We start from the raw sequence: 24,396 nt of genomic DNA on the forward strand, positions 1-24,396 counted from the left end.
AATCCATCCTGCATACTGGCTCGAAGCCTACTGAACTGTTCGTGGTTACACGGCGGTGGCAAATGGGCAGGGCAATCATTGCGCTCGAGTTCTATGGCTCAATGTCGTCTGACTGGTTCCCTGCCTGCCACCAACCTTCGGTTTGTAGGAATGTCTGCTCATCAATAATACCAGTCAATACGAAGTGCATTAAACATAGGATGTCGTTGTTCGAAGTTCTGAATATACTCCCGACCTGATGGTTAACTTAGTAACCAGCGAAGACCGGCCGGAACTGGTGCGGGAACTGTCTGATGCCCTTCTGGAAGCATTCCCTGCCATAACCACGGTCATCAATAACATCAACGACCGCCCGACTCCGACAGCGGTTGGCCGGTATGAACATATTCTTCATGGTCCCGGCTACATTACCGACCATATCGGGCCCTATGAATTCGAAATAGGCGCCAATGCATTTTTCCAGACAAACACGCGGCAGGCAGAACGCCTGTATGACGTCGCTCGGCGATATGCTGAAATCCAGGCCGGTGATACGCTCTATGATCTTTACTGCGGGGTCGGTACGCTGACGCTGTTTCTAAGTGATAAAGCGAGTAATGTACTGGGTATCGAGTTATCGGAAGTAGCCATTGGAAATGCCCGGCAGAATGCGAAAAAAAACGGGGTTAAAAATGTGGATTTCCTGCAGGGAGATATCCAGGAGGTTTTCAAAGAAGAGGTCGTCAGCCGGCACGGTATGCCCGACTGTCTTATTACCGATCCTCCCAGAGCGGGTATGCACCCGGATGTCGTAGACCAGCTAAATAAACTGAAAGTACCCAAAATGGTTTACGTCAGCTGTAACAGTGCGACGATGGCCCGGGACCTGAAAAAGCTAAATGAAGTATACTGCATAGAGGAGATTCAGCCCGTAGACATGTTTCCGCAGACGTACCATATAGAAACAGTGGCACGGCTGCGCCTGAAATAATTAGCACAATCCTGTTGAAGCCACCAGTCTGCGGTCCGATCATTTTGCAATGATGCCCCTTCAGACTGCAAGAGCCATAGTTTATTATTTTGCCGGGATCATTTTCAGGCACACCGGCATAGAGACCTGCAGTTCTGTACCGGTTTCCGAAAGCATCCCGGTCTTTTTGTCGCGCTTAAAGACAACAATATTATCGGTATTTCGATTGGCCACCAGCAGGTATCGGCCGGTGGGATCAATCATAAAGTTCCTGGGATGCACCCCGCCGGATTCGTGCCTTCCCACCTGCGAAAGCTGACCGCTGGATGGATCCACAGCATAGATTACAAGGTCATTCAAATCTTCCCTGTTGGACGCATACAGAAATCGTCCATCAGGAGACAAGTGAATATCCGCTCCCGTGACAGGACCTTCGTACCCCTCGGGAAGCGTTGATACCTGCTGGACCCTTTTCAGTTCTCCCTCTTCATAGCTGAAGACTTCAACAGTTCCCCCTAGTTCATTGATCAGATAAGCATACTGCCCGCTGGGATGGAATGTGATATGTCGCGGCCCCGATCCGGGTTCCGCACGGTAAGTAGCCGCGGGCTCCGGACGCAATTCCCCCTCATCGGCGTTAAACTTGTAGCTTCTCACTTCATCAGTGCCCAAATCAGCCACCAGAAGGTGTCTATTATCTGGAGCTACGTAGGTACAATGAACGTGCGAACTCTGCTGCCGGTTTTCAATGACACTGCTTCCCCTGTGTTCAAAATAGGCTTCCGCTTTCTGCAGGCTGCCATCACTGTTCACAGGCAGCATTGCCAGCGACCCTCCGGTATAATTACCGGCAAAAACCCACTGTCCCGTGTCATCCACCGATACATAGCAGGGATGGTCTCCCCGGCTCGACTGCCTATTTAGAAAAGTAAGCTCCCCTTTCTGCTTGTCAAAGGAAAATGAACTTACCGAACCGCCTTCCTCGCCGGCGGTTTCATTAACCGCATACAAGTAGCTTTGATCAGGTGAAACAGCCAAATAGGAAGGATTTTCAACCCCGGCCTCCTCACTGACATAACGAAATTCTCCTGTCTCCGCATCAAAATTATACACATAGATGCCTTCACTCTCAGCTGAAGTGTAGGTTCCAACAAAAAGATAAAAATCACTTGCAGACTGTCCCGAAAGGGAGGCTGGTGATAAGAACACACATATTACAACGCCTAAAAGACCTGCTGTTCGTTTCATGAACCGACTACCCATTTATAACTGTTACTATTGCCGTTTGATGATTAAAATACACATTATCATCACAATTGGTACCAAAATCTACAAAGTGTCGCATGAATCCTAATCTGGCGGCGGCTGTAAAACCTCTACTCTGGTATTGATGTGTTTAGGAACGAAGAGACGGGAGATAGTCGTTAGATTATTTTCTCTCACAAAGGGGCACAGGCGGATCATGCTGGCTGCGGACCGGGAGAAATCACAATCTGCCTATTCATCCCCTTGATTTATGATACTACAGGGTAACCGACCGAAAGGGTTAATGACTGAACAATTTAGATGAGTATACCCCTATGAATATTCTGCTCACCGGCGCAACCGGATATATCGGACAGCGGCTTCTTCCCGTGCTTATTGAAGATGGACACCGTGTCATCTGCTGCACCCGCGATAAACAGCGGTTTGACAGCTCTAAATACCCTGATGAACAGCTGGAGGTAATTGAAGTTGACCTGCTGGACCAGTCTACCCTTGAAGCCATTCCGGTAAAGATCGATGTGGCCTACTACCTTGTTCACTCCATGTCGTCCCAGAATGATGATTTTGAGTCGCTTGAACAGCAATCGGCACAGAATTTTGTATCCCGGCTGGAACACACTGAGGTTAAGCAGGTTATCTACCTGAGTGGAATCATCAACAGTGCAAACCTTTCCAAACACCTGCGTTCGCGCAAAAAGGTGGAGCAGATTCTCGCATCAGGTACGTTCCACCTCACCACCCTTCGTGCGGGCATTATCGTCGGCTCGGGCAGTGCCTCCTTTGAGATCATTCGCGACCTGGTTGAGAAACTGCCCATCATGATTGCCCCCAGGTGGCTCAACACACGCACCCAGCCTATCGCGATTCGCAATGTGATTACTTTCCTCAGGGGCGTACTCATGCATTCAGAAACCTTTGATCAAAGCTTCGACATCGGGGGTCCTGAGATTCTGACCTACAAGCAGATGTTGCTTCAATTTGCCGAGGTTCGAAAACTGAAACGCACCATCATCAGCGTACCCGTCATGACACCCCGCCTCTCCTCCTACTGGCTTTATTTTGTCACTTCCACCTCCTACCGGCTGGCCGTCAATTTGGTCAACAGTATGAAAGTAGAAGTAATAGCCAGCGAGAACAAACTGAATGAACTGCTCGATATAACACTAATCTCGTACAAGGATGCCATTCGGCTGGCCTTCGACAAAATAGAACAGCAGGAGGTATTGTCGAGCTGGACGGATGCACTTTCCAGCGAGGTGCTTAAAGAAGGGATCTCAAATCTTATTGAAGTACCCTCCCACGGTTGTTTTAAAGATAAAAAACAGCAGCCGATTGATGATGAGCAACGGGTGCTTGACCGCATCTGGTCGATAGGAGGAAAAAATGGCTGGTACTACGGCCACCGTCTCTGGGCCCTCCGTGGATTCCTGGATAAAATAGTTGGGGGCGTCGGATTGCGGAGGGGACGCAGGAGCAGTACAGAGCTGACCGTCGGCGATGCGCTTGATTTCTGGCGGGTAATCTATGCCAGCAGAAGTGAAAAGCGGCTGCTGCTCTACGCCGAGATGAAAGTGCCCGGCGAGGCCTGGCTTGAGTTTAAAATAGCCGACGGTACCCTCTACCAGACTGCCACCTTTCGTCCACTGGGGGTCTGGGGACGTCTTTACTGGTATATGCTCCTTCCCATCCATCTGTTCATCTTCAAAGGAATGATTCACAAAATAGCCAACCCCGCTCCAACCCACTGACTATGGCTTTTTACCAGCTCGTACGCACACAGCTACTACACGCTGAGATCGATGCCGTCTGGGATTTCATCTCTTTACCAGACAATCTGCAGATAATTACCCCCGATTATATGGGATTTCAAATAACCAGTGGTCCATAGCCAAGAGAGATGTATGAAGGAATGATCATCAGTTATGAGGTACGCCCCCTGCTGGGCATCAAGACTGCCTGGGTTACCGAAATCACGCACATCAAGGATAAAAAATTTTTCGTAGATGAACAGCGTATCGGTCCCTACAGAATGTGGCATCATGAACACCATATAGAAAAGGTGGCGAACGGAGTAAAAATGACGGATATTGTTACTTATCAGCCACCCTTCGGACTGTTGGGAGCTTTGACTAACAAACTGGTTATTCGGAAAAAATTACAGCAGATTTTTGATTACCGCAGGCAGGCGCTCACACAGCAGTTTACCTCTCAACACCGGGCTGCCCGTACCAAACCGGGCCTGCCGTCATAAACCTCATTCTATCCGTTGCCTATGAAAGTTATTGTAATTGGTGCAGGACTGGGCGGCTTGGCGACCTCCTGTTTGTTGGCTTATGCAGGACATCAGGTAACCGTGTTGGAAAAAAATGACCAGCCCGGGGGTAAAATAAATGAAATACAAGCCAGTGGATACCGCTTTGATACCGGTCCCTCTCTGCTAACCATGCCTTTTGTGCTTGAATCCCTTTTTGAGCGATGCGGGGCTGACCTTGAAGACTATCTTGCCATAAAACCACTTAGCCCCATCTGCCGCTATTTCTACAAAAACGGGAACCGCTTTGACTGTTACCAGGATGCCTGCTTAAACACAGCTCAGATTCAGACCTTCGCTCCCGAAGATCTCTCAGCCTACCGGAGGTTCATGGAATATTCCCGAAAACTTTACCATCGAACGAAGGAGGCCTTTCTATTTAACCCGCTTTATGGCTTCTCCGATATAAAATCGCTGAAGTTTTCAGATTTTCTTAAAATTGATGCCTTTAAAACGGTAGACCAACGGGTCGACCGGTATTTTGAATCGCCGGAACTAAGGAAGTTTTTCAAGCGCTTTGCAACCTACAACGGCTCCTCCCCCTATCAGGCGCCGGCAACCTTAAATGTAATCCCGCATGTGGAGCTCAGCCTGGGGGGCTATTACATCCCGGGAGGGATTTACCGGCTCATCAAAGCCCTCGTAAGTCTGGCCGGTACGCTGGGCGTAACCCTGACAACGGGCAAAGAGATCCGGCGGATTGTGACAGAGCATGGCCGCGCCGTTGGTGTAGAGAGACGGGATGGCCAGTTGCATCCGGCAGATATTGTTGTTTCCAATGCAGATGCCCACGAAACGTACCTCAACATACTGGATTCCTCTGACCTCCCGTTGGGGAAGAAGAAAAAACTAACCAGCCTTGAGCCCTCCTGTTCCGGGTTTGTACTCTTGCTCGGCATTAATAAGACATATCCGCAGCTGGTACACCATAATATCTTTTTTTCAGAGAATTACGAACGAGAGTTTGAGCAGATTTTCAAACAGCAGCAAATGCCGGAAGATCCCACCATCTATGTCGCCAATACCTCCCATTCGGACCCCGGTCATGCCCCACAGAACGGATCGAATCTTTTTGTGCTGGTAAATGCGCCATACCTGAACAGGAAGACCCCCTGGGAAGCTGCTCAGGCTGAGCAATACAGCAATCTTGTTATCCGCGAGCTGGAACGGCGGGGACTGGAAAAACTGAAGGACCATATCTGCTATTCAAAAACGATTACCCCGTCAGACTTTTACCGGAAATATCGCAGCAACAAGGGCAGTATCTACGGTACATCATCAAACAGCAGGTTTTCGGCCTTCCTTCGCCCCCGTAACAAATCGCGCTCGGTGGAAGGACTTTACCTGGTGGGCGGAAGCACACATCCGGGCGGCGGGATCCCCCTGGTTGTTCTGTCCGCTTTCCATGCCGCAGAGCTGATCGGACGATACGAAAGGTCGTAGATTGAATGATGGTTGGGGACTATTTTTCTCCCAGGTTGATCACTTCCATTTCATGAATCTTACCATCTTCAATGGTAAACCGCACACAGGTCCGGTATACCTGAACCCCATACCGCCCCGCGGCCCCGGGGTTGATAAACAGCATTTTATTCTTTTCCTGATCGCGTCCGATTTTGAGAATATGAGAATGGCCACATATAAAAACATCCGGGGGATCTTTCTCCATCTCCTCCCGGATAGGCAAACAATAACGCCCCAGCACCCCACCAATATGCGTCATCCAAATATCGATACCCTGCCGGTTAAACCGTTGATGAAGGGGGTATTCCTGGCGAATGTCCCGGCCGTCAATATTCCCGTACACACCTATCAGCGGGGCCATGGCTTTGAGTTCATCAGCAACGGCAAGAGTCCCGAAGTCACCGGCATGCCATATCTCATCGCGGTCCGCAAAATGTTCGGCCACCTCCGGATCGAGATAACCATGGGTATCCGAAATTAAACCAACCTTTATCATCTTAAATCTCCATTTTACTGATCTCAAAGATTCTTAAAGTACAAAATTCTTTGCTCTCTACTAACAGTTAGATTTAATAAACAGTTCTGGTTTTTTGATTGATTTTCATTCAAAGGAGTACTCTCTCATTCGTGATATCTGGGATGTTTTTATTATTTTAGAACAAATTTTTTGGCGGATGGTATAACGTTTCTGTTAATTGAGATCTTCTACTTTATTTTAAATATGCCCTTTTTCAGTATTATCATCGTTTCTTGGAATGCCCTCTCACACCTTAAAAAGTACCTTCCAAGTGTTATGGCTACCGAATACAGCAACTTTGAGGTGATCCTGGCCGACAATGCTTCCAACGATGGCTCAAAAGCATGGGTTGCAGATAAATACCCGGGGGTCAGGATTGTAGAACACGATGATAATTATGGCTATTGCGGCGGCAACAACCGTGCGGTCCCGCATGCCAGCGGAGAGATACTGCTTTTCCTGAACAATGATGTGCGCGTGGATCCTGAATGGCTTCAGGCTCTTGCCAAGTGCTTTTCGAATTCAAAGACAGCGGCTGTCCAACCCAAGTTCAGGGCTGACGAGAATCCGGAGTATTTTGAATACGCCGGTGCAGCCGGTGGTTTTCTCGACCGCTACGGCTATCCCTTTTGCCGGGGACGTATTTTTGATACTGTGGAGAAAGACCATGGCCAGTATGACGATTCGCAACCGATCCTGTGGGCAAGCGGGGCCGCACTGGCTGTGCGCAAAAAGCTGTTTGAGGATTTAGGGGGATTTGATGAAGATTTTGAATTCCATATGGAGGAGATTGATCTGTGCTGGCGTCTTTGGAATGCAGGCTATGAAGTTCGATACTGCCCCGAAAGCCTGATTTACCATCTCGGGGGCGGGTCGCTGCCTATGGGTTCACCGCGCAAGGTCTATTACAACTATCGAAACAACCTGATGATGCTTTGGAAAAATTGCAGCAGTCAAAGCCTAACCCGGCGGTTTTGGGTACGCTACGGCCTCGATATCATTGCGGGCATGCGCTCGTTGGTTGGCGGTCACTGGGCAGAATGCAGGGCCATAGGCCGTGCCCATTACCATTTCTGGCAATCCTTCCCGGACACGCATCAAAAAAGAGCTTTGCTCCAACAGCAGCGGGCGGTTGAGGAGGATCCCCCTACCCTGCTGCCAGTGAATATCGTCCTGGAATATTTTGGGAAAGGAAAACAAACGTATGAGGCGATTTTCTCATCTGGCCCGGGCCAGTGACCAACCCGGTCCAACGGAGAAGTGGACAGCATTATCTGAAATCGAGACTACCACTCAATTCTTTCGGGGCCTTGCCATTAGTAGCAATAGATTTTAAAAAAGTTTATTCTGATTTTATTTAATCCTGGTGAACACCTAGGTTTATAGAGTTGTCATGAAATCGTTTTTATTAATATGAAAGAATTGAAAACAATACTATTCCCAACGGATTTTACGGAAGATGCGGCCCAGGCCTATACCTATGCCCTGAAAGTAGCTGCACGGACCGGCGCAACCCTGCACCTGCTTCATGTCATTGAGGAACCCTTTGATTTTGCCACACGTGTCGAAGAAACGGTTGAAGCACTTGTGGAACAAGCAGAAGGTCGCTTTGAAACGCTGGTGTCTGATGCACGGGCTGATGAAGAGATAGATATTCAAATTGAGACCCATATCGCCCGGGGCGAACCCTATGGAGTTATCAATCAAAAAGCGGAAGAGGTCAGGGCTGATCTTTTAATCATGGGCACCAAAGGAGAATCGAGCCTGAAGCGGATCCTGTATGGTGACGTCACTTCAGATGTCATTCTGGATACCCAGGTCCCGGTTATGACGGTGCCCGTCAACAGCAAGGAACCTTATCTCGACCGCTTTCTGTTTGCCACGGATTTCCGTTCCAAAGATATGGAAGCGCTGCAAGCTACTGTAACTCTGGCCCGGGCTTTAGATGCTGAAGTCCATGTTCTGCATGTATCCGAAAAAAAAGACCTGGATGTTGATCTCCGGTTCCGCGGATTCAAGGATCTGGTAACCGAAAAGATTGCCTACGATTCCATGTTCTTCCACCATATCGAAGCTGAGCGATTTTCAAAAGGTGTCTCGAATTTCCTGGAGGAATATCCTATTTCATTAATCATACTTATTCGCTACAAAAAGGTTTTCCTCAGAACCCTTCTGTGGGCCAACAATACTCAGGAACTTACCTATCATACGCACGTACCGATGCTGGTATATATTCCAGAATCGTTGTAATAAGTATTAAAAGGCATTAAAATGCTCAGCCATTGAATTGCAAGATCATCGTCATAATGCTTCTTCTGGCGGGAGACCTTGTTTCCTGCAGTTCATCCGAAAAAAAGCCCCCGTCCCGGGCTGAATATCGCCAGCGTATCGAACAGTGGCATGCCCGGAGAGCAGAGTCGCTCCGTCAGGAAGACAGCTGGCTGAGCCTGGCAGGATTGTATAAAATAGCCGCTGGCCGGCATACCATCGGAGCCGATTCATCCCATGATATTGTTTTCCCGCCGGAGGCTGCCCGGCATATTGGCACCATCACCCGTAACGATACGGTCTTTACCTTCCGGTCCGGCCCCGAGACCAGCGTGACCTGGAATGGAGAAAAAGTCACCGAAAAAACCCTCCTGACAGATAATCCGGGCCGTCCCACTGTTCTTGCCCAAGACTCTTTTTTCTGGTATGTCATTGAGCGTCGCGGCGACTATTATCTGCGCCTCAAAAACAGGAATCATCCCGCTTTCAGGTTTTTTAACGGCATTGACCACTTCCCAATCTCCCGGGATTGGCGAGTAAAAGCAAGGTTCCAATTCTTTGAAGAACCCCGGACGCTCTCTATTCCGGATGTGCTTGGGAATGTATATCAGGACTCTCTTTACGGGATGCTGAACTTTACCCTCAACGGCAAACCATTCCGCCTGGCCCCGCTGGGGAACCCCCGGACAGATAACCAACTATTTATCATCCTGGGAGACAAAACCAATGGCAAAACAACCTACGGCGGTGGACGATACCTCTATATAGCACCTCCTGATGCTGAGGGTAGTACCTACATCGATTTCAATAAGGCCTATAACCCGCCCTGCGTGTTCACCTCTTTTGCCACCTGTCCCCTGCCTCCCGTCCGAAATCGACTCCCCATCCCTATACAAGCCGGTGAAAAAATGGTCAATCTACAGAACTAAATCACCATTGGTCGTCATCACAACCGGCTGGCAGACCCGCATCGCACAAACATGCTATTTAAAAGTGAAGCCCTGCTGTTCTTATTGGAGTGAACCGCAATCAGAACAACGTAGTATGACTGATCAAACCCTTACCCTTTTGACAGTAATGGTCGTTTTAACCGCAGCAGTGCTTTTTTCAGGATGTTCACACGGGCGCCTTATTCTTGAAGGTGAAAGAGGAGGCGTTACCATTGAAAAACACGAGCGCAGACCCTATTACGAACGAGAAACCGGGCGGATCCCCCCGGGCCATATGCCTCCTCCCGGAAGCTGCAGGATTTGGTATCCCAATACGCCACCCGGACAACAGCCTCCGCCCGGTGACTGTTACACCCTCTCCCGCAATGTGCCACCAGGTGCATGGCTTATCAGGGGATAATGTGATACAACTTATTAATTTTTTTCTGCATCATCGGGGGCCTGTTAAAACGACAGGCCCTTTTTTTAAAAAAAGCAAAGTGCCTTCGTCCTTTTCAGGATTTGTCCTTTTTAATACAATTATAGTGCTAAGCGCTTCTACTGCGGCCTATCTTACCTAAGCCTCGGAACCAGCGATATGGGCTGGAATAAATTCGTAAATTTAATCCGCGGCGATATGATCGGTCTCTTCCGCTGATGAGGGCTAACGGACCTCTCCTCGTCTGACAGAAATTTCAAGAGCTGGAGAGTTGTCACTTCCCGGAGAGTTATAACCAGAGGATGCATTATCCATTTGACCCGATAAATTCCGTAGAACTGCTGTAAATAATAAGTAAACCGCTTGCTTAGTTTTTATAAAACAATAATAAAAACCGCACCGCTGCTGAGCGGCGATGCGGGCTACAGGAACAACAATAGCGAGGGACAATTACCACCCTGTCTATTGTTGTTCTGCTTAGGTAGTTGATGAGGCCCGCTATTCACAGGCCGGACAAATTCTGCGCAGCATGGGGTCCGTGGGACAGGAATCGGCATCGGCTTCCAGGGCCTGGTCGACAACGTCATCACCAAACTTTTCACGCGCCTTTGCTTCCAGTTCCGCTTTACCCTCTTCTACCGGATCTGTCTTCTTTGGGGTTACGTTACTACCAGATGATCCGGGAGCTCCGAACCCTTTACGCGATCCGCGTTTGTTGACCTTTTGGGTGTACTTCTCCCCTTTCACTACTTTATCGATGAAGCAGTAATAGGTGGATTTCAGCTTCTTCTCCCACGCATACAGATAGATCTCCTCCATGTCATTGCGCAGTTGCTCATCGATGTACAGCGACTTCGAAACCGCCTGGTCGATGGATTCCTGGAAGGCGGCGGCAATATCGATCTGTCGCTTGGGATGGATCTCATAAGCCGTCTTATACAACTCCTTATTGATGATGCCATCAAGTTCATCAATACGCTGTACCGAGCCGTTATTGGCTTTGATAGTATCGGCCATCTCATCACTCCACTTCCCCTGCTCTTCCAGGTCTTGAATCAGCTGACGATTGATGACGATGTGCTTTCCGGAAAGGGTATCCCGCGAATAAAGATTACTGAAATAACTGTCGATGGATGAAGTTGTGCCGGTAATAATAGAGATCGACGCTGTTGGGGCAATGGCCAGCAATACGGCGTTGCGCCGCGGCGGGTAGCTGTAGGGACTGCCCCGTTCTTCCATCTCCTGGTAGTGTTGGAAGGCCCCCCGTTCTTCGGCCAGCTCTTCGGAAGTACGGTAGGCCACTTCACGCATAAAGAAGCCCAGTTTACGCGCCAGGATGACCGCTTCCTTGGAGTCGTAGGCGATCTCCAGGTCGATGAGTGCCTCGGCAAAGCCCATCATTCCGATACCCAGCGGACGCAGATCCATGGTGTTTCGTCGGGCCGCCTCGGAGGGATAGAAATTCTTATCCAGGATGTTATCGAGCCCGCAAACCATCACTTCAAGCGTATCTTCGAGCTTGTCCCAGTCGATGTCGTCCTGTGCTTCATTAACATGTTTCGACAGATTCACTGACGCCAGTGTACAGACAGCCGTGGAGTCCGGTCGGTTGGGAATGGAAATCTCCGTGCACAGATTTGAGCTGTTGATAACACTGTACTGCGGACAGGGATTATGCCGGTTGTGTTCATCTTTGAAGATCAGCCACGGGTGACCGGTCTTTGCCAGCTTAAACAGGTATTTCTTAAAGAAGTTCTGACTGTCCAGCTTCTTGAACTGCTCCAGCTCACCCGCTTCGGCCTGCTTAATACGCTTCTCATACTTTTGCTTAAAATCCTCGCCTGTTGCATCTACCAATTCTCCACAGACTCTGGGATCAAAAAGATAAATGGGTTCCCCCTCCTTGATCCGGTGCATCATCTCATCAGGCATCCAGAGCTTGGTGTTGAGTGAAGGGGTTCGGAAATAGGCATTGCCCGTCGTCTCGCGCAGGTCCATGAAGCCGTCGATATCAAGGTGCCAGGGCTGCATGGAGATCACCTGTGAACTGCGGCGACGTCCCCCCTGCTGGATCGAATTCACCAGCGTATCGAAGATCTTGATGAACGGTATAGCCCCCGAAGACGGAGCATTCAGGGATTCAATATTGGAACCTGTCGCCCGGATGCGAGTGACATCCGTCCCGACACCCCCTGCATACTTCGCCAGGAAAGCTGTTTCGCGGGCCTTATCCATGATGGAATCCAGTGAGTCGTCGACCACGCTCACGTAGCAGGAAGAATACTGCGAGGTGACCGTGCCCGAGTTAAATAGTGTGGGCGTGGAATGCAGATATTCCAGCTTAGAAAGCTTGTTGTAAATTTTAACAATCTCTTCATTGGAATTACCGATCCCCATGGCTACCCGCATAAAGAACCACTGCGGCTTTTCGATTACCTGCTGGTCACGATTCTTCATCAAGTAGCGGTCGTTGAGGGTCGTTAGACCAAAGTAGCCCAGCAGCCCGTCGCGCTCAAAGTTGAGTGAATCGGCCAGTAAATCCAAGTCAAATTCTTTCAGTCGTTTATCCAGCAATTCCTGTTCAAAAGCCTGTTCAAGGAAATCATGAAAATCATCCAGGCGCCGGTCGATGCCCTTGTTGATAAGCTTCAACAGCTGACGGGTGGCCAGCGTATCGTACACCGGGTGTTTGGGTATAAGCTGCTCAATAGCTTTGAGGACCAGCCGGTCAAGTTCTTCGGTAGTAACCCGCTCCGGGACCTTCAGTTCCAGCTCTTTCATAATCAGGAAGACGACTTCGTAGTCATCCTCCACTTCCAGTCCCTGGATGATCTCAAAAATAGCGTTGATAATTTGTTGCGTACGGAAAGGTTCTTCGGTGCCGTCTCGTTTTATAACTGTTCGTTTCATAGTAGTTGGGTTAATTTTATAGTGGCTGCTTGTAGAACATGGCTGCGCGTTATGCCGCCTCCCTAGCGAATAGCATCCGCGTCGTATTAGTAATTGGTGTATTCGGTGGAGGATACTTCGAAAAAGTTGATCAGCTTCTTGACGTCTTCTTTCTGCAGAAACCGCAGCGGATTTTCATTAATATGGAATTCCTGCTGAAAACCCAGTTCCTGCAACCTTCGGTCGGTGATGTACTTCAGGTAGCGCTCCAGCTCGCCGTATGAAATGCCGAGGATCGTACGGTTTCCGAATTTATGCTTTACATATTCGATTTCGAGGGACGTACCTTCCAGAATGACATCCCGGATGTCCTGCACGTACTGCTGATCCTCTACAATCTCCGGGTTCTCATCCAGCATGATGAGGATCGCTTCAATGCCGTTCTGCAGGTGCAGCGATTCATCAATCAGTACCAGCTCTACACCAGAAACCACGTTCTTCATCTTGGCCATATCCTTGAGGGCAAAAAAGTGCGCAAAGGAGGAGTAGAAAAAAATACCCTCCAGGATAATATTGTTAAGCAGGATAGCCCGCAGGATCTGCTTCTGTCCCTCGAGCGTATTGGGATCAATCTGCCCGTAGCTAATCTTATCGATTTCATCCACGATGAGCGACTGTTTCTTCCGCAGGATGGGATCGTCAAAGGCTACGTCGTACATCTTCTCACGGTCCATGCCGAACGATTGCAGTACAATCTCGAAGAAATCGCTGTGGATATTCTCCATAAACAGCTGCGTGCTGAAACTCATCTTGGCATGGGGATCGGTAAGCAACGGAAAAAAGGAATTAACCAGTACATTCTGCACCAGCAACTCCGATGAGCAAAAGTAGCCGACGGCAGTATCAAAGAGATCTTTTTCATCCGCCGATAGCGTGTGATAGTCTAATGCATCCTGTTGAATATTCAGCTCTTCCGGGAACCAGACAGCTTTTTTCTGCTTTTCATACAGCTCCTTAAAAATCGGATATGAGGGGTCTTCACTGAGTTTAATATTATCACGTACGGAAGTACGTCCAATGAGTTTGTTGTTCATAAATAAATAAGGTTTGTCGGGACGTATCATGGTACGTCCTCACATATTAAAATTTTATCCTTTTTCCGGATCAGGCGGGCCGCTTACATTATATTATCCAGGATGGCAGGGGCCCTTCCCAACCGCGCTTCTTGACGTCGGCAGTTACGAAAATTCCTGGGGGAAAATCGTTTCGAGCCACTGGTCGCAGCGCGAACCGTCGGTTACGGCGTCGGCCCAATACCAGCTTCTTTCTATTTGGTCCTGTTTAGGATGTTCAGGGCTTCCCGGGGTGCCATCAACTGTGATTTATCGATCCCGCCTTTCCAGTAGGATTCGACAATTTTTTTAAGGTCTCTTTTAATACCTATCCGCGGATATCCAAGGTTGTGAGTAAACATAAATATGTCGGTTGTTTTAGCTATAATTATTCGAGGAGGGAATACTAAAACATTGAAGAAGGCAGGAATAGAGATGCTTATCTAATTAATAAAAGAATACAACCTGTCTGCCTTTCAACAACGCCTTAACTCCCGAAGGCCTCGTTTACTCGACTTAAAGGCAGGTCTCCTGGCTAACCGACAGACTCTTTTGACCTTCCCGCCTCGTTTGGGGCTGAGACAGTGGTTATTCAAAAGATACATCGGCTTACAGTTGCGGGAACAGCTCCGGATTTTCCTCCCAATCGTTCGGGAGAATCACCGGATTCCCTTTTCACCCCGACCGTATCGGGGCACCTTTAAATCTTACTTCCAAGTAAATAGCTCAGCAGCTCATTGTCAATCAATACTTTTCCACATTTCCGGCAAGTTGTCAACATTTCAGGGATGCCTTCCTCATAGCGTGCCCCTCAACGCCGGTCTTGGGCCGGGAGCCATGCATTTATCACAACAATCTATTTTAAGTTCTGAAGAAAGCAGAGCAGCATGCAGGAGACGCTGAATTAGATAAAAGGGACAAAGAACAAACGCTCGGATGAGCATAAGACAATCAGATAGCTGACATCAGAGGTATTATGTTAGCGTTTTAAGGATTCAACGGATGAATCTACTACTATCACCTGCATCTATAGGATCATAATGTGATAATGATAAGCGCCAAGGGTGTACCATGGAAACAAAGCACATGGTCTCCCGCATTACAGTCCCGGAACCGATCACCGGGAAACGACTGTTGAATGGCATACATAAAATACGTATGGTAAGGCATGTAATCATATTTATTCTCAAAAGATCCTTATCCATCAATTTTAACATTCATTCACCTCATTATGACTACTACCAAAAAATTATGTGCGATCGCCGGAATTATCGGGCTGCTGCTGGGTGGAATGACCAACGTCTGGGCCCAGCAAATGGAAGAAGAATGGATTACCCTTTTTGACGGACAGACGCTGAACAACTGGAAAGCCAGTGAAAATCCGGGAACCTTTTCTGTAGAGAATGGCAAAATCGTTGTTGACGGTCCGCGTGCCCACCTTTTCTATGTGGGGCCCGTTGAAGATCATGATTTTCAAAATTTTGAATTTAAAGCTGATGTCATGACAACGGAAGGTTCCAACTCCGGAATCTATTTCCACACCGAATACCAAGAAGAGGGCTGGCCGGAAAAAGGATACGAAGTGCAGGTAAATAACACCCACGACGATCCGCGAAAAACGGCCAGTCTCTATGCTATCAAGGATGTGATGAACGACGCTCCCGCCCGGGACGGCGAGTGGTTTACGATGTATGTCAAGGTCGAAGATCGGGACATCACCATAAAATTGGATGGAGAAACGATGATCGAATACACCGAACCGGAAGAGGTGGACCGCGAGGGACGCGTGCTTGACAGCGGTACTTTTGCCCTGCAGGGGCATGACCCGGAAAGCAAATTGTACTACAAGAATATTCGGGTAAAACCACTGAACTGACATCATTCCGCCAAGCATACCCCGGTGACAGTAAACAATTTCAATTGAAAGCCAAAGCAGTATAATGGAAAAGATGGATCGCCTGCGCGATACGATAACCAACTATATCTATGAAAACGGGACCGAATACCAGCGATTGCTGGTCTCAAAAGAATTTCACCAGGCCCTGCTGACGGAGGCCGAGGAGCATGATACCCAAGTGGATCTGCCCCGTCTTGAGGTCAAAGAAAATGTTGATTATGACTTTAAGCTCCTTCCCCAATATTAACATATTCGGCCCAAAGGGGTTATATAGGCCGGTTCGAGAGAAGTCCTTGTTTCATAATTAGGTAAAAAGTGATTATGTTATGGGGGTATAACTTTAACTACTAAAAGATAAGCAGAATACTTATGCCACGATGTGAAATTTACAAGGATGTTAAAGGCGAATGGCGATGGCGTAGAACCGCCAAAAACGGTGACATCCAGGCTTATTCCGATGGCGGCTTTGAGGATAAAGAGGAATGCAAAAAAGACGGCAAAGAAAAAGGTAACTGTACCAGCTATACCCGCAGTAACTCCTACTAAAAGCAGGAACCACCGCATTGACCGGGCTGTTCAATATCAATTGGACAGCCCTAATTTTTATACGACAGCTTACCATCTCTATTAACTTACTTTGACTCACTACACAACAGAAAGATGGGACAACGTACCGACCAGATGTTTGAGCGTGGCCAGCTCTTCCTGAATAACGGTAATTATGAACAGGCCCTGCGCTTATTCAACCAGGTGCTCAACCGGGAACCGACCCACAAGGGGGCCCTTAAAAACAAAGTGCTTATTCAAATCGCTGAAAGGGAAACGGACAAAGCCAGGGAAAGCATCGAGTTTGCCTTGTCAGAAAATCCGAAAGATGATGAGCTTCAGGAAATTGCGGGATCTTTCTATATAAATAATAATGATATTGAATCCGGGGTAGCCCACCTCAATCGTGCGGTTGAGCTCAATGACGGCAATGTACTGGCTCATTACGGGCTGGGGATTGTAACCGCCAATCAATATGAAGATCACCAGCAGGCCGTGTTCCACTTTAGCAAAGCAATAGAACAGGACCCTGAATTCGCAGATGCATTTTTTAACCGTGGCTGCAGCTATCTTATTGAAAAACAGATGAAACAGGCCAGAAAGGATTTTGTCAGGGCCCGGGAGCTGGGTCATGAGGAAGCACAGGATCTTTTGGATTCCTATTTCATGGAATGACGCCAGACTTCTTCACAAACAACAGCTTGAATTGCTCTTTCAAGAGTGTTAGCACAGCTGGACCTTTCCCTCCCTTCGCCTGTTTTTAACCCCGATATAAAATACCACCTTCCACTGCCTGTACAGTCATTCCATAGCTTAGACATAGCTTTATGCCTTTATCATAACCACTTGATGTTAAACATATTACCCCATATGCCAATAATTCTCTCCCTTCCCTCTTTTAGCTGGGATCAAGAGGGTACCTTGACATTCTATTTTTCAAAAACAGTAAATCGGTATAGATCTGCATAGCCTAACAACTGCGTTGACTGCATTCAGATGCACCTTCCAGCCAACGCCTCTCCGTCCTTAGCCCTCTGGCTATGGCATCAAATAAAAAGCAGAACATATTCCTTAACTTTGGTTCCCGAAAATAGTACTGTAATGGTCTCCCGTTTCTTTTCCAGGAGTTAATCCATAGCCTTAGAGCCCCGGGAAAAAATAGTCAATTAAAAACTTTATCGCATAAACTATGCCAACCGCACCGGCTGTAAACAGCAAAACCGAAATGGCTATTGCCTTGCCTTCAGACATCTCTTTTTTGGGGGGCGATTTTTTCTTTTTACCCATAAGCTTTTCTTTACGGTTTATAAGGCTTTAACAGCAATCTATCAGCCCAATCCCCCAGTTGCAACTATTAATACAGTAATGGGTGCTTTTTTCCTCTACTTTTTTCCTCTATTATTGGGTGGAACCGGAATATAAGGCAGCACCTTGGATACTTTGAACAATATTATAACGATTACAGAACAGCGCCACCGGATATGGTGGACGGGAACAATCATCGCAGCCCTGTTTACTGTTTTACTTACCATGCTTTATTGGAATCAGAGCAACCCGCTCTGGATTGGTATTTTACGACTTGCCGCCTTTATTCTTTTTACGCTGACTGTTTTTGGCATACTCAAGCTTTCCAATGGCCCCCTTAGCATTGTTGTTGAACATACGCCTACTCATCTGACCATCGATTACCGACAAAAGGAAAAAACGGTCCGGCATGAACAATTTGAACAGACATCTATTGAAGAGCTGGTAATTTCTCAGAAGGAACAACCGCTCTGGCGACAGTATGTTCAATCTTCTTCAGCCACAATCAAAATCCACTTTTCTGAAGAAAAGAGAAACCATTACCTCTTCGAATTCAGCGGACGACCCCTGATCTTCAGTAAATCGGACCTGCTGCGGCTGAAGGACTTTATCACCTCCCGCAGAAGTACGGTTGGCCATTCAGACACCAGCCCTCCCGGTGAGCCTCAAACTTCTATCTGACAGGTAACGGGTAGACAGCAGGACTTCGGTTTCCGTACTGGTCTATGGCCCGCACCCCGAACAGGTAATTGTCTTTGGAGACGCCTGGAACAGTAAATCGCGTGGTATCCCCTGCAAATTCAGTATGCTCCCAAAAGGGCTGATTCGTTGATCTCCAAACTATCTCATAGCCTTTGAGATCTGGCTCGCTGTTGGCCTTCCAAACAAGTGTGGTGCTATTCTCCAGGCGCGAAACATCAATGCCCACTTCACGGGGCCTGGCCGGAGCATTAGCCAGTGTAGCCAGTACCGCTGCATTAAGCCTGGCAATCTTCCCCACATAGGAGTAGTCCACAAATTTTGGCAGATCGCCATATTGTGTGCCTTCCTCTTTCCGGACATCCTGGTGCTGGCGTTCATAGTACTCATGCGGTTCACTGAAACGCACTGCCGGGTACCCGTGCTCCAAAAAGGGCGAATGATCCCCACCGCGCAGATACCGGTCCTTCCGGTAGATAACATTCACCTTGAGTCCGGGCATGTATTCCCGGCCCACCCGGTGAATAAATCGGCCAAGCTGCCGGGAAGGAGTGTCATTTTCTCCGCCTGTCTGCAGCAGCAAACGCTGGTGTCGCGAAAGGCTGTCGCCCGGAGGAATTCCCTGGGCAAACACACGGATTTCATTATCATGCACCGAACCATCGGTACTCTTGATCGTATTACCTATAATATCGTTGGTAATCATGGCTTCTATATTCAATTGCTGCCTCCTTGCTTGTTCGGCATGGTAGGTTGACCCCAGCAGTCCCTGCTCCTCCCCTGCAACGGCCATAAAAACGATGGTGGCATCGAACTCCCTGCCCGACATCACCCGTGCCAGTTCCATGACTGCAGCTGTGCCGGAGGCATCGTCGTTGGCACCGGGTGCGTAACTGCTGTCATCCATTACATCCGAGACCCTCGAATCATAGTGACCACTGACCACATACATCCGCTCCTTGCTTTCCAGCTGGGTCCCTGGCAATATTCCGACGATGTTAACAATTCGAGTGGGTTCCTCTATGCGCGGATTATCAGTTTCTAAATAACTCTCATAAGAAACCTGCAGTCGACTGCCGGAGAGGGTGCCGTATTGTTTAAACCTATCATATATCCAGCGACGGGCAGCTCCAATGCCCGTGGTATCGCTTGTGGTGTCGGAAGAAGTGTGACGTGTATGGAAATCTGCCAGAGTCCGGATATTTGACTCTATAGAATCCACCGAAATAGTTTCCAGAAGCTCCCTTAGTTCTTGGTTTCCACTCTGCTCTCTTTCGCGGCCCGGCCGGCTGTCACAGCCCGTCATGAGCAGTGTCACAAAAAAAATAAGAGAGAAAACCGATACCTTTTTATTAAAGAATGCCATATGTAATGCCCGTAAAAATTCAGCTGTCGTGGATTTGAAGAATAAGGTACTCACCATCCAAATGTTGTAAAATATTTTATAAGATTTGCAAAGCAATAATTATTTCTGCAATCTTTATCTTCAGCTTTAATAAAGAAAAACAGTTTTCATGCGATTTGTAAAATGGTTCTTCACAGCCTTACTGTTTGCAGCACTGGCAACCGGCTGCTCCTCATCAGCCAAGGATCGGAAAAAGCAGATCCCAACAGGTCAGGAACTGGCCCAAAAATTCATCATCGTCGATGGTCATATTGACGTTCCCTATCGCCTGGAGAACAACTGGGAGGATATTTCACAAAAAACCGGGACCGGTGATTTTGATTATCCCCGTGCCAGGAAAGGTGGGCTGGATGCCCCCTTTATGTCTATTTACATTCCCGCCCGCTACCAGGAGACGGGCGGTGCCAAAGCCGTCGCTGACAGCCTGATCACCATGGTGCAGCGCATTGCCAGCGACCATCCGGATAAATTTGCACTGGCCAATGCCCCGGAGGATATCAGGAATCATTTTGACCAGGGACTTATCTCCCTGCCGATGGGCATGGAAAACGGGGCTCCCTTGGGTTCAGACCTTTCAAATGTCCGCTACTTCTACGATCGTGGGATCCGGTACATTACGCTGGCTCATTCCAAAGACAACAAGATAAGCGACTCCTCCTATGACATGAGCCGGGATACTCATGGCGGACTCAGTGACTTCGGAAAAGAGGTCGTCCAGGAAATGAACCGAATTGGAATGATGGTGGATGTCTCACATATCACAGACGAGGCCTTCAACGATGTGATGGAGGTCACCCGGGCCCCGGTGGTGGCCACCCACTCCTCCTGCCGTCACTTTACCCCGGGATTTGAACGTAACATGAGTGATCCCCTCATCCGGCGTCTGGCGGAAAATGATGGTGTTATCATGATCAACTTCGGATCCACTTTCCTGGACAGCACTTCCCGCATGAGCGCTGATCTGGTGCGCGATGAAATTGAGGCTGAAATTGAAAAGCGGGGCCTGAAGCCGGGCAGCGAAGAAGCTCGTTCGTTCAGGACCGTTTATTTCGAGGAAAATTTCCACTACAGCAATGTCGAAAAAGTTGCCGATCATATTGATCACGTCGTCGACCTGGTGGGCATAGACCATGTCGGTCTCGGTTCTGATTATGACGGTGTGGGCAATACCCTTCCCGCCGGACTTAAAGATGTCTCCACCTATCCCCATCTTTTATCGGAACTTTTAGACCGGGGGTATACCGGGGAAGAAATTCAAAAAATATGTTCGGGCAACCTCTTCCGGGTCTGGAATGCCGTGGAACAGGTGGCTCGGGATATACAGGCTGAAGAATAAATAACCGCTATAGGTTCCCCGCATGCCAGTGGACCCACGCGGGCCAGGACGAAACAATAACCATTTTGATATTATGCACTCAGTTAGCGAGCCAACCCTGCTGCTTAATGAAACAATCTGCCAAGCAAATATTGAGCGCATGGCCCATAAAGCTGCGACGCGGGGTCTCCAGTTTAAGCCGCATATGAAGACCCATCAGTCAGCGGTGATCGGCCAGTGGCTGAGATCATACGGTGTTACCGCTGTTACGGTTTCATCCGTGAGCATGGCCTCTTATTTTGCCCGCCATGACTGGGAGGACATCACAATTGCGTTTCCCTGCAACCTGCGCGAAACAGAGAGGATCAATGCTCTGGCCGAAAAGATATCCCTGACCCTTCTTGTCAACCGGATGGAAACGGCAGACACACTCCAGCAGCAGCTCAGCCATCAGGTGGATGTCTACATTGAACTTGACACCGGCGCAGGCCGTACCGGACTGCAGCCTTCCCAAACTTCATACATTATTCGCCTGATCAATTGTTTTAAGCAGGCTGACAAGCTGAACTGGAAGGGATTTTACTCCCATCCCGGTCACTCCTACACTGCCCGGTCAGAGGCAGAGATACAATCCATCCACCAAACGGTTTTGACACAGATCAACAGACTCCGAAGTAAACTGGGTACATCCCATGGTCCCTTTGAGGTCTGTATTGGAGATACTCCCTGCGCTTCAAAAGGAACTGAATTCAACGGTATCGATGCCATTAGCCCTGGCAATTTTGTGTTCTATGATCTGATGCAGGTACAGATAGGGAGCTGCGCCGTCTCTGACATTGCCACCGCGGTCTGCTGCCCGGTTGTTGACCGGTATCCCAACCGCAACCAGCTGGCCATTTATGGCGGTGCAATTCATTTTTCCAAGGAGCCACTGTCTGAAGATGATGAGGTACACTTTGGTCTTGCGGCAACAAAGCAGGGGCACGCATGGAACCCGATCGACGATCATACCCACCTTACACGATTGTCGCAGGAACACGGTATCGTTCAGTGCTCGCCGCGCAGTTTTGAACAGTTCTCCGTTGGAGATACGATCACCATTCTTCCCGTCCATTCCTGCCTTACCGCACACCTTCTGGGCCGTTTTGTCTCTACCGGAGGTACCACCATTCACCAGGCCCAGCTAAAAGATAGGATTTAAAAAATATCTTAGTCTCTTGACTTATAGATAGTTACATCATTCATCTATAATTATTTTATATATTGTCCCTTTCGATTTATCTTTATTTCCAGACTTCCTTCCCGGTCGGAAAACACTTTATTAAAACCTGCTACATTCATTATATTTGCTCCGAATTTTACTTGGCACGAAAATTGGTTTATGGAAGCACCCTATACCCCCAAAAAATATGACAAGAATCTCGATAAAATAAACTGGGTAAGTGGCCTCCCCTTCATACTGCTTCATCTGGCCTGTGGACTTGTTTTCTGGGCCGGTTTCAGCTGGGTCGCTCTGGCTGCGCTTTTGGTAAGCTATACAATACGCATGTTTGCCATTACTGCCGGTTTCCACCGCTATTTTTCACATCGTACCTTTAAAACCAGTCGCCCCTTTCAATTCATTCTGGCATGGCTTGGCACCACCTCCGCCCAGAAAGGACCTCTCTGGTGGGCAGCCCATCACCGCCACCACCACAAGTATTCGGATACGGAGAAAGATGTTCACTCTCCGGTGCAGCGCAGCTTCTGGTGGTCGCATGTGGGCTGGATCCTCAGCAACCGCTTTAAAGATACCAATTACGACATGGTCAAAGACCTCAAAAAGATACCTGAACTCAAATTTCTGAATGATTTCCACCTGGTCCCCCCCATTCAATTGGCTGTGGGAACTTATGTACTGGGTGAATTGCTCGACTATTACTTTCCCTCACTGGGCACCTCGGGCTTTCAGATACTGGTCTATGGGTTTGTTCTCAGTACGGTCCTGCTGTATCATGGTACATTCACCGTTAATTCCCTGGCGCATGTCTTTGGCAAACGACGATTTGAAACCAAAGACGACAGTCGCAACAACTGGTTTATCTCACTGATAACGCTGGGCGAAGGATGGCATAATAATCATCACCGTTTCCCCTCCTCCGAACGGCAGGGCTTCTACTGGTGGGAATTTGACTTTTCCCATTATATCCTCAAGGTTCTTTCGTGGTTTCGGCTTGTATGGGACCTGCGCGTACCCCCTGAGCGGGTCTATGCGGAGAGTAAATTTTTAAAGCGACCCCCGCATGTGATCGAGCATCCCCAGGGAAAATAACCTCGGCAACAGCAGTCCGGTAAACCCTCAATGACTCGTACAGCACGTATTTTAGTGATGTTCTGCCGGATAGTATTTGTTATATTATTCTCATCTCTTACAGAGACAAGGCAAAGCCAGAGTGGGTTTTGCTGAGACGACCCTATTGAATCCGAAAATTATTGTTCATGGACATTCAAACAGCTGACAATAAATTTCAAAATGTAACATTTGGAGAGGCCTCTTTCAATGAGCTTGAAGATGAGCTTAGCCGAACAGCCAATGACCGGCAGCATCACCTTTCGCTTTTCCTGGGGCTTTACGAGCCCAACAAGCAGAAGGCCCTGGACGAACTGGCCCGGAAGCTGAATCGAGAAGTTAAAGTCATCCACACCGAGGAGCTTATCACGAAAATCGAATCCGAAACGTTTGGCAACCTTGATAAGCTTTTTGAAGGGCTGGACCAGTCGGATGTTATCCTTTACTTTAAAAACGGCGGAAAACTATGCGGCACCTATACCGGCTACTCCCATTCGCGCATCAAGTACGCCACTCCACAGGAGCGTTATTTTTTAAACAAGGTCAAGGATTTCAACGGCCTGGTTATTGTCGACATCGATGAGTTTACCGATGCTGACAAGACCCTCCGGAGAGCCGCTCAATCGGTCGTCTCCTTTGTTCTGCCCGGTTCCAAGTGGCAGCGATTTCTCTGGCACCTGAAGCACTACAGCTTCCATGGTTTTGAGCTGAAGACGAAGCGCCCGGATGCCTACGGTGAAGCCAGTTAATATCTTT

The 24,396-nt window shown here is 48.4% G+C and carries 23 protein-coding genes, 1 pseudogene and 1 riboswitch; of the genes and pseudogenes, 17 read left to right on the forward strand and 7 right to left on the reverse strand.

What is annotated here, in order from left to right:
- Positions 1 to 214: 214 nt before the first annotated feature.
- Positions 215 to 970: pseudogene (gene rlmD / locus FN808_RS02080) on the forward strand (23S rRNA (uracil(1939)-C(5))-methyltransferase RlmD); the annotation flags it as partial.
- A gap of 84 nt (positions 971 to 1,054) precedes the next feature.
- Here the strand turns inward: rlmD and FN808_RS02085 are convergent.
- The gene (locus FN808_RS02085) at positions 1,055 to 2,197 is read right to left on the reverse strand and encodes a lactonase family protein (protein WP_142712897.1); all 1,143 of its coding nucleotides are present in this window, start codon (positions 2,195 to 2,197) and stop codon (positions 1,055 to 1,057) included.
- A 332-nt stretch (positions 2,198 to 2,529) separates the two neighbouring features.
- On the opposite strand from FN808_RS02085, the gene FN808_RS02090 reads away from it, so the two are divergent.
- The 3 genes from FN808_RS02090 (at position 2,530) to FN808_RS02100 (ending at position 5,969) form a co-directional block, all read left to right on the forward strand.
- Entirely contained in the window at positions 2,530 to 3,963 is a 1,434-nt protein-coding gene (locus FN808_RS02090) for an SDR family oxidoreductase (protein WP_142712898.1), read from the forward strand.
- 161 nt (positions 3,964 to 4,124) lie between these two features.
- Positions 4,125 to 4,466, forward strand: coding sequence for an SRPBCC family protein (locus tag FN808_RS02095; RefSeq protein WP_221929879.1), 342 nt, complete (start codon positions 4,125 to 4,127; stop codon positions 4,464 to 4,466).
- A gap of 21 nt (positions 4,467 to 4,487) precedes the next feature.
- Entirely contained in the window at positions 4,488 to 5,969 is a 1,482-nt protein-coding gene (locus tag FN808_RS02100; protein ID WP_142712899.1) for a phytoene desaturase family protein, read from the forward strand.
- Positions 5,970 to 5,988: 19 nt separating this feature from the next.
- Here the strand turns inward: FN808_RS02100 and FN808_RS02105 are convergent, their stop codons facing one another.
- Entirely contained in the window at positions 5,989 to 6,486 is a 498-nt protein-coding gene (locus FN808_RS02105) for a metallophosphoesterase family protein (RefSeq protein ID WP_142712900.1), read from the reverse strand.
- 225 nt (positions 6,487 to 6,711) lie between these two features.
- Here FN808_RS02105 and FN808_RS02110 point away from each other — a divergent pair, with 225 nt between their 5' ends.
- The 4 genes from FN808_RS02110 (at position 6,712) to FN808_RS02125 (ending at position 10,125) form a co-directional block, all read left to right on the forward strand.
- Entirely contained in the window at positions 6,712 to 7,746 is a 1,035-nt protein-coding gene (locus tag FN808_RS02110; RefSeq protein ID WP_142712901.1) for a glycosyltransferase family 2 protein, read from the forward strand.
- A 174-nt stretch (positions 7,747 to 7,920) separates the two neighbouring features.
- The gene (locus FN808_RS02115; protein ID WP_142712902.1) at positions 7,921 to 8,757 is read left to right on the forward strand and encodes a universal stress protein; all 837 of its coding nucleotides are present in this window, start codon (positions 7,921 to 7,923) and stop codon (positions 8,755 to 8,757) included.
- A 56-nt stretch (positions 8,758 to 8,813) separates the two neighbouring features.
- A complete protein-coding gene (locus FN808_RS02120; RefSeq protein ID WP_142712903.1) occupies positions 8,814 to 9,704 on the forward strand; it encodes a DUF1684 domain-containing protein in 891 nt (296 codons plus the stop codon).
- A 115-nt stretch (positions 9,705 to 9,819) separates the two neighbouring features.
- Positions 9,820 to 10,125 (forward strand): hypothetical protein, encoded by a 306-nt coding sequence (locus FN808_RS02125; protein WP_142712904.1) that lies wholly within the window; start codon positions 9,820 to 9,822, stop codon positions 10,123 to 10,125.
- 516 nt (positions 10,126 to 10,641) lie between these two features.
- On the opposite strand, the gene FN808_RS02130 is transcribed toward FN808_RS02125, so the two are convergent.
- The 3 genes from FN808_RS02130 to FN808_RS02140 form a co-directional block, all read right to left on the reverse strand.
- Complete coding sequence (locus FN808_RS02130; RefSeq protein ID WP_142712905.1) at positions 10,642 to 13,053, reverse strand: ribonucleoside-diphosphate reductase subunit alpha; 2,412 nt, start codon at positions 13,051 to 13,053, stop codon at positions 10,642 to 10,644.
- 86 nt (positions 13,054 to 13,139) lie between these two features.
- Positions 13,140 to 14,126 (reverse strand): ribonucleotide-diphosphate reductase subunit beta, encoded by a 987-nt coding sequence (locus FN808_RS02135; RefSeq protein WP_142712906.1) that lies wholly within the window; start codon positions 14,124 to 14,126, stop codon positions 13,140 to 13,142.
- A 233-nt stretch (positions 14,127 to 14,359) separates the two neighbouring features.
- A complete protein-coding gene (locus FN808_RS02140) occupies positions 14,360 to 14,506 on the reverse strand; it encodes a hypothetical protein (protein WP_142712907.1) in 147 nt (48 codons plus the stop codon).
- 142 nt (positions 14,507 to 14,648) lie between these two features.
- A riboswitch (cobalamin riboswitch) is annotated at positions 14,649 to 14,861 on the reverse strand.
- Positions 14,862 to 15,375: 514 nt separating this feature from the next.
- On the opposite strand from FN808_RS02140, the gene FN808_RS02145 reads away from it, so the two are divergent.
- The 4 genes from FN808_RS02145 to FN808_RS02155 all read left to right on the forward strand — a co-directional run bounded on the left by FN808_RS02145 (position 15,376) and on the right by FN808_RS02155 (position 17,262).
- Positions 15,376 to 16,020, forward strand: coding sequence for a 3-keto-disaccharide hydrolase (locus FN808_RS02145; RefSeq protein ID WP_142712908.1), 645 nt, complete (start codon positions 15,376 to 15,378; stop codon positions 16,018 to 16,020).
- Positions 16,021 to 16,084: 64 nt separating this feature from the next.
- Complete coding sequence (locus FN808_RS02150; protein WP_142712909.1) at positions 16,085 to 16,288, forward strand: hypothetical protein; 204 nt, start codon at positions 16,085 to 16,087, stop codon at positions 16,286 to 16,288.
- A gap of 122 nt (positions 16,289 to 16,410) precedes the next feature.
- A complete protein-coding gene (locus FN808_RS18815) occupies positions 16,411 to 16,587 on the forward strand; it encodes a YegP family protein (RefSeq protein ID WP_185958201.1) in 177 nt (58 codons plus the stop codon).
- Between the two features lie 114 nt (positions 16,588 to 16,701).
- Positions 16,702 to 17,262 (forward strand): tetratricopeptide repeat protein, encoded by a 561-nt coding sequence (locus tag FN808_RS02155; protein WP_142712910.1) that lies wholly within the window; start codon positions 16,702 to 16,704, stop codon positions 17,260 to 17,262.
- A gap of 465 nt (positions 17,263 to 17,727) precedes the next feature.
- Here FN808_RS02155 and FN808_RS18820 read toward each other — a convergent pair whose 3' ends face one another.
- Positions 17,728 to 17,874 (reverse strand): hypothetical protein, encoded by a 147-nt coding sequence (locus FN808_RS18820; protein ID WP_185958202.1) that lies wholly within the window; start codon positions 17,872 to 17,874, stop codon positions 17,728 to 17,730.
- Between the two features lie 153 nt (positions 17,875 to 18,027).
- Here FN808_RS18820 and FN808_RS02160 point away from each other — a divergent pair, with 153 nt between their 5' ends.
- Positions 18,028 to 18,573 (forward strand): hypothetical protein, encoded by a 546-nt coding sequence (locus FN808_RS02160; protein ID WP_185958203.1) that lies wholly within the window; start codon positions 18,028 to 18,030, stop codon positions 18,571 to 18,573.
- Here FN808_RS02160 and FN808_RS02165 read toward each other — a convergent pair.
- On the reverse strand, positions 18,566 to 19,957 hold the full coding sequence (locus FN808_RS02165) for a M20/M25/M40 family metallo-hydrolase (RefSeq protein ID WP_185958204.1): 1,392 nt from the start codon (positions 19,955 to 19,957) through the stop codon (positions 18,566 to 18,568). The genes FN808_RS02160 and FN808_RS02165 overlap by 8 nt on opposite strands.
- Positions 19,958 to 20,105: 148 nt before the next feature.
- On the opposite strand from FN808_RS02165, the gene FN808_RS02170 reads away from it, so the two are divergent.
- The 4 genes from FN808_RS02170 to FN808_RS02185 all read left to right on the forward strand — a co-directional run bounded on the left by FN808_RS02170 (position 20,106) and on the right by FN808_RS02185 (position 24,389).
- Positions 20,106 to 21,332, forward strand: a complete 1,227-nt coding sequence (locus FN808_RS02170; protein WP_142712913.1) for a dipeptidase — start codon at positions 20,106 to 20,108, stop codon at positions 21,330 to 21,332.
- Between the two features lie 73 nt (positions 21,333 to 21,405).
- Positions 21,406 to 22,512, forward strand: a complete 1,107-nt coding sequence (locus FN808_RS02175) for an alanine racemase (protein WP_185958205.1) — start codon at positions 21,406 to 21,408, stop codon at positions 22,510 to 22,512.
- A gap of 180 nt (positions 22,513 to 22,692) precedes the next feature.
- Positions 22,693 to 23,622 carry an acyl-CoA desaturase gene (locus tag FN808_RS02180; RefSeq protein ID WP_142712915.1) on the forward strand — a complete coding sequence of 310 codons (930 nt, stop codon included), beginning with the start codon at positions 22,693 to 22,695 and terminating at the stop codon, positions 23,620 to 23,622.
- 167 nt (positions 23,623 to 23,789) lie between these two features.
- On the forward strand, positions 23,790 to 24,389 hold the full coding sequence (locus tag FN808_RS02185; protein ID WP_142712916.1) for a hypothetical protein: 600 nt from the start codon (positions 23,790 to 23,792) through the stop codon (positions 24,387 to 24,389).
- The last annotated feature ends 7 nt before the right edge of the window (positions 24,390 to 24,396 follow it).

The organism is Fodinibius sediminis, from assembly GCF_900182555.1.
Classification (GTDB): Bacteria; Bacteroidota; Rhodothermia; order Balneolales; family Balneolaceae; genus Fodinibius; species Fodinibius sediminis.

Coding starts and splice junctions, on each gene's coding strand:
- FN808_RS02085 (WP_142712897.1), bottom strand. CDS start 2,197: ATGAAACGAACAGCAGGTCTTTTAGGCGTTGTAATATGTGTGTTCTTA.
- FN808_RS02090 (WP_142712898.1), top strand. CDS start 2,530: ATGAATATTCTGCTCACCGGCGCAACCGGATATATCGGACAGCGGCTT.
- FN808_RS02095 (WP_221929879.1), top strand. CDS start 4,125: ATGATCATCAGTTATGAGGTACGCCCCCTGCTGGGCATCAAGACTGCC.
- FN808_RS02100 (WP_142712899.1), top strand. CDS start 4,488: ATGAAAGTTATTGTAATTGGTGCAGGACTGGGCGGCTTGGCGACCTCC.
- FN808_RS02105 (WP_142712900.1), bottom strand. CDS start 6,486: ATGATAAAGGTTGGTTTAATTTCGGATACCCATGGTTATCTCGATCCG.
- FN808_RS02110 (WP_142712901.1), top strand. CDS start 6,712: ATGCCCTTTTTCAGTATTATCATCGTTTCTTGGAATGCCCTCTCACAC.
- FN808_RS02115 (WP_142712902.1), top strand. CDS start 7,921: ATGAAAGAATTGAAAACAATACTATTCCCAACGGATTTTACGGAAGAT.
- FN808_RS02120 (WP_142712903.1), top strand. CDS start 8,814: ATGCTTCTTCTGGCGGGAGACCTTGTTTCCTGCAGTTCATCCGAAAAA.
- FN808_RS02125 (WP_142712904.1), top strand. CDS start 9,820: ATGACTGATCAAACCCTTACCCTTTTGACAGTAATGGTCGTTTTAACC.
- FN808_RS02130 (WP_142712905.1), bottom strand. CDS start 13,053: ATGAAACGAACAGTTATAAAACGAGACGGCACCGAAGAACCTTTCCGT.
- FN808_RS02135 (WP_142712906.1), bottom strand. CDS start 14,126: ATGAACAACAAACTCATTGGACGTACTTCCGTACGTGATAATATTAAA.
- FN808_RS02140 (WP_142712907.1), bottom strand. CDS start 14,506: ATGTTTACTCACAACCTTGGATATCCGCGGATAGGTATTAAAAGAGAC.
- FN808_RS02145 (WP_142712908.1), top strand. CDS start 15,376: ATGACTACTACCAAAAAATTATGTGCGATCGCCGGAATTATCGGGCTG.
- FN808_RS02150 (WP_142712909.1), top strand. CDS start 16,085: ATGGAAAAGATGGATCGCCTGCGCGATACGATAACCAACTATATCTAT.
- FN808_RS18815 (WP_185958201.1), top strand. CDS start 16,411: ATGCCACGATGTGAAATTTACAAGGATGTTAAAGGCGAATGGCGATGG.
- FN808_RS02155 (WP_142712910.1), top strand. CDS start 16,702: ATGGGACAACGTACCGACCAGATGTTTGAGCGTGGCCAGCTCTTCCTG.
- FN808_RS18820 (WP_185958202.1), bottom strand. CDS start 17,874: ATGGGTAAAAAGAAAAAATCGCCCCCCAAAAAAGAGATGTCTGAAGGC.
- FN808_RS02165 (WP_185958204.1), bottom strand. CDS start 19,957: ATGGCATTCTTTAATAAAAAGGTATCGGTTTTCTCTCTTATTTTTTTT.
- FN808_RS02170 (WP_142712913.1), top strand. CDS start 20,106: ATGCGATTTGTAAAATGGTTCTTCACAGCCTTACTGTTTGCAGCACTG.
- FN808_RS02175 (WP_185958205.1), top strand. CDS start 21,406: ATGCACTCAGTTAGCGAGCCAACCCTGCTGCTTAATGAAACAATCTGC.
- FN808_RS02180 (WP_142712915.1), top strand. CDS start 22,693: ATGGAAGCACCCTATACCCCCAAAAAATATGACAAGAATCTCGATAAA.
- FN808_RS02185 (WP_142712916.1), top strand. CDS start 23,790: ATGGACATTCAAACAGCTGACAATAAATTTCAAAATGTAACATTTGGA.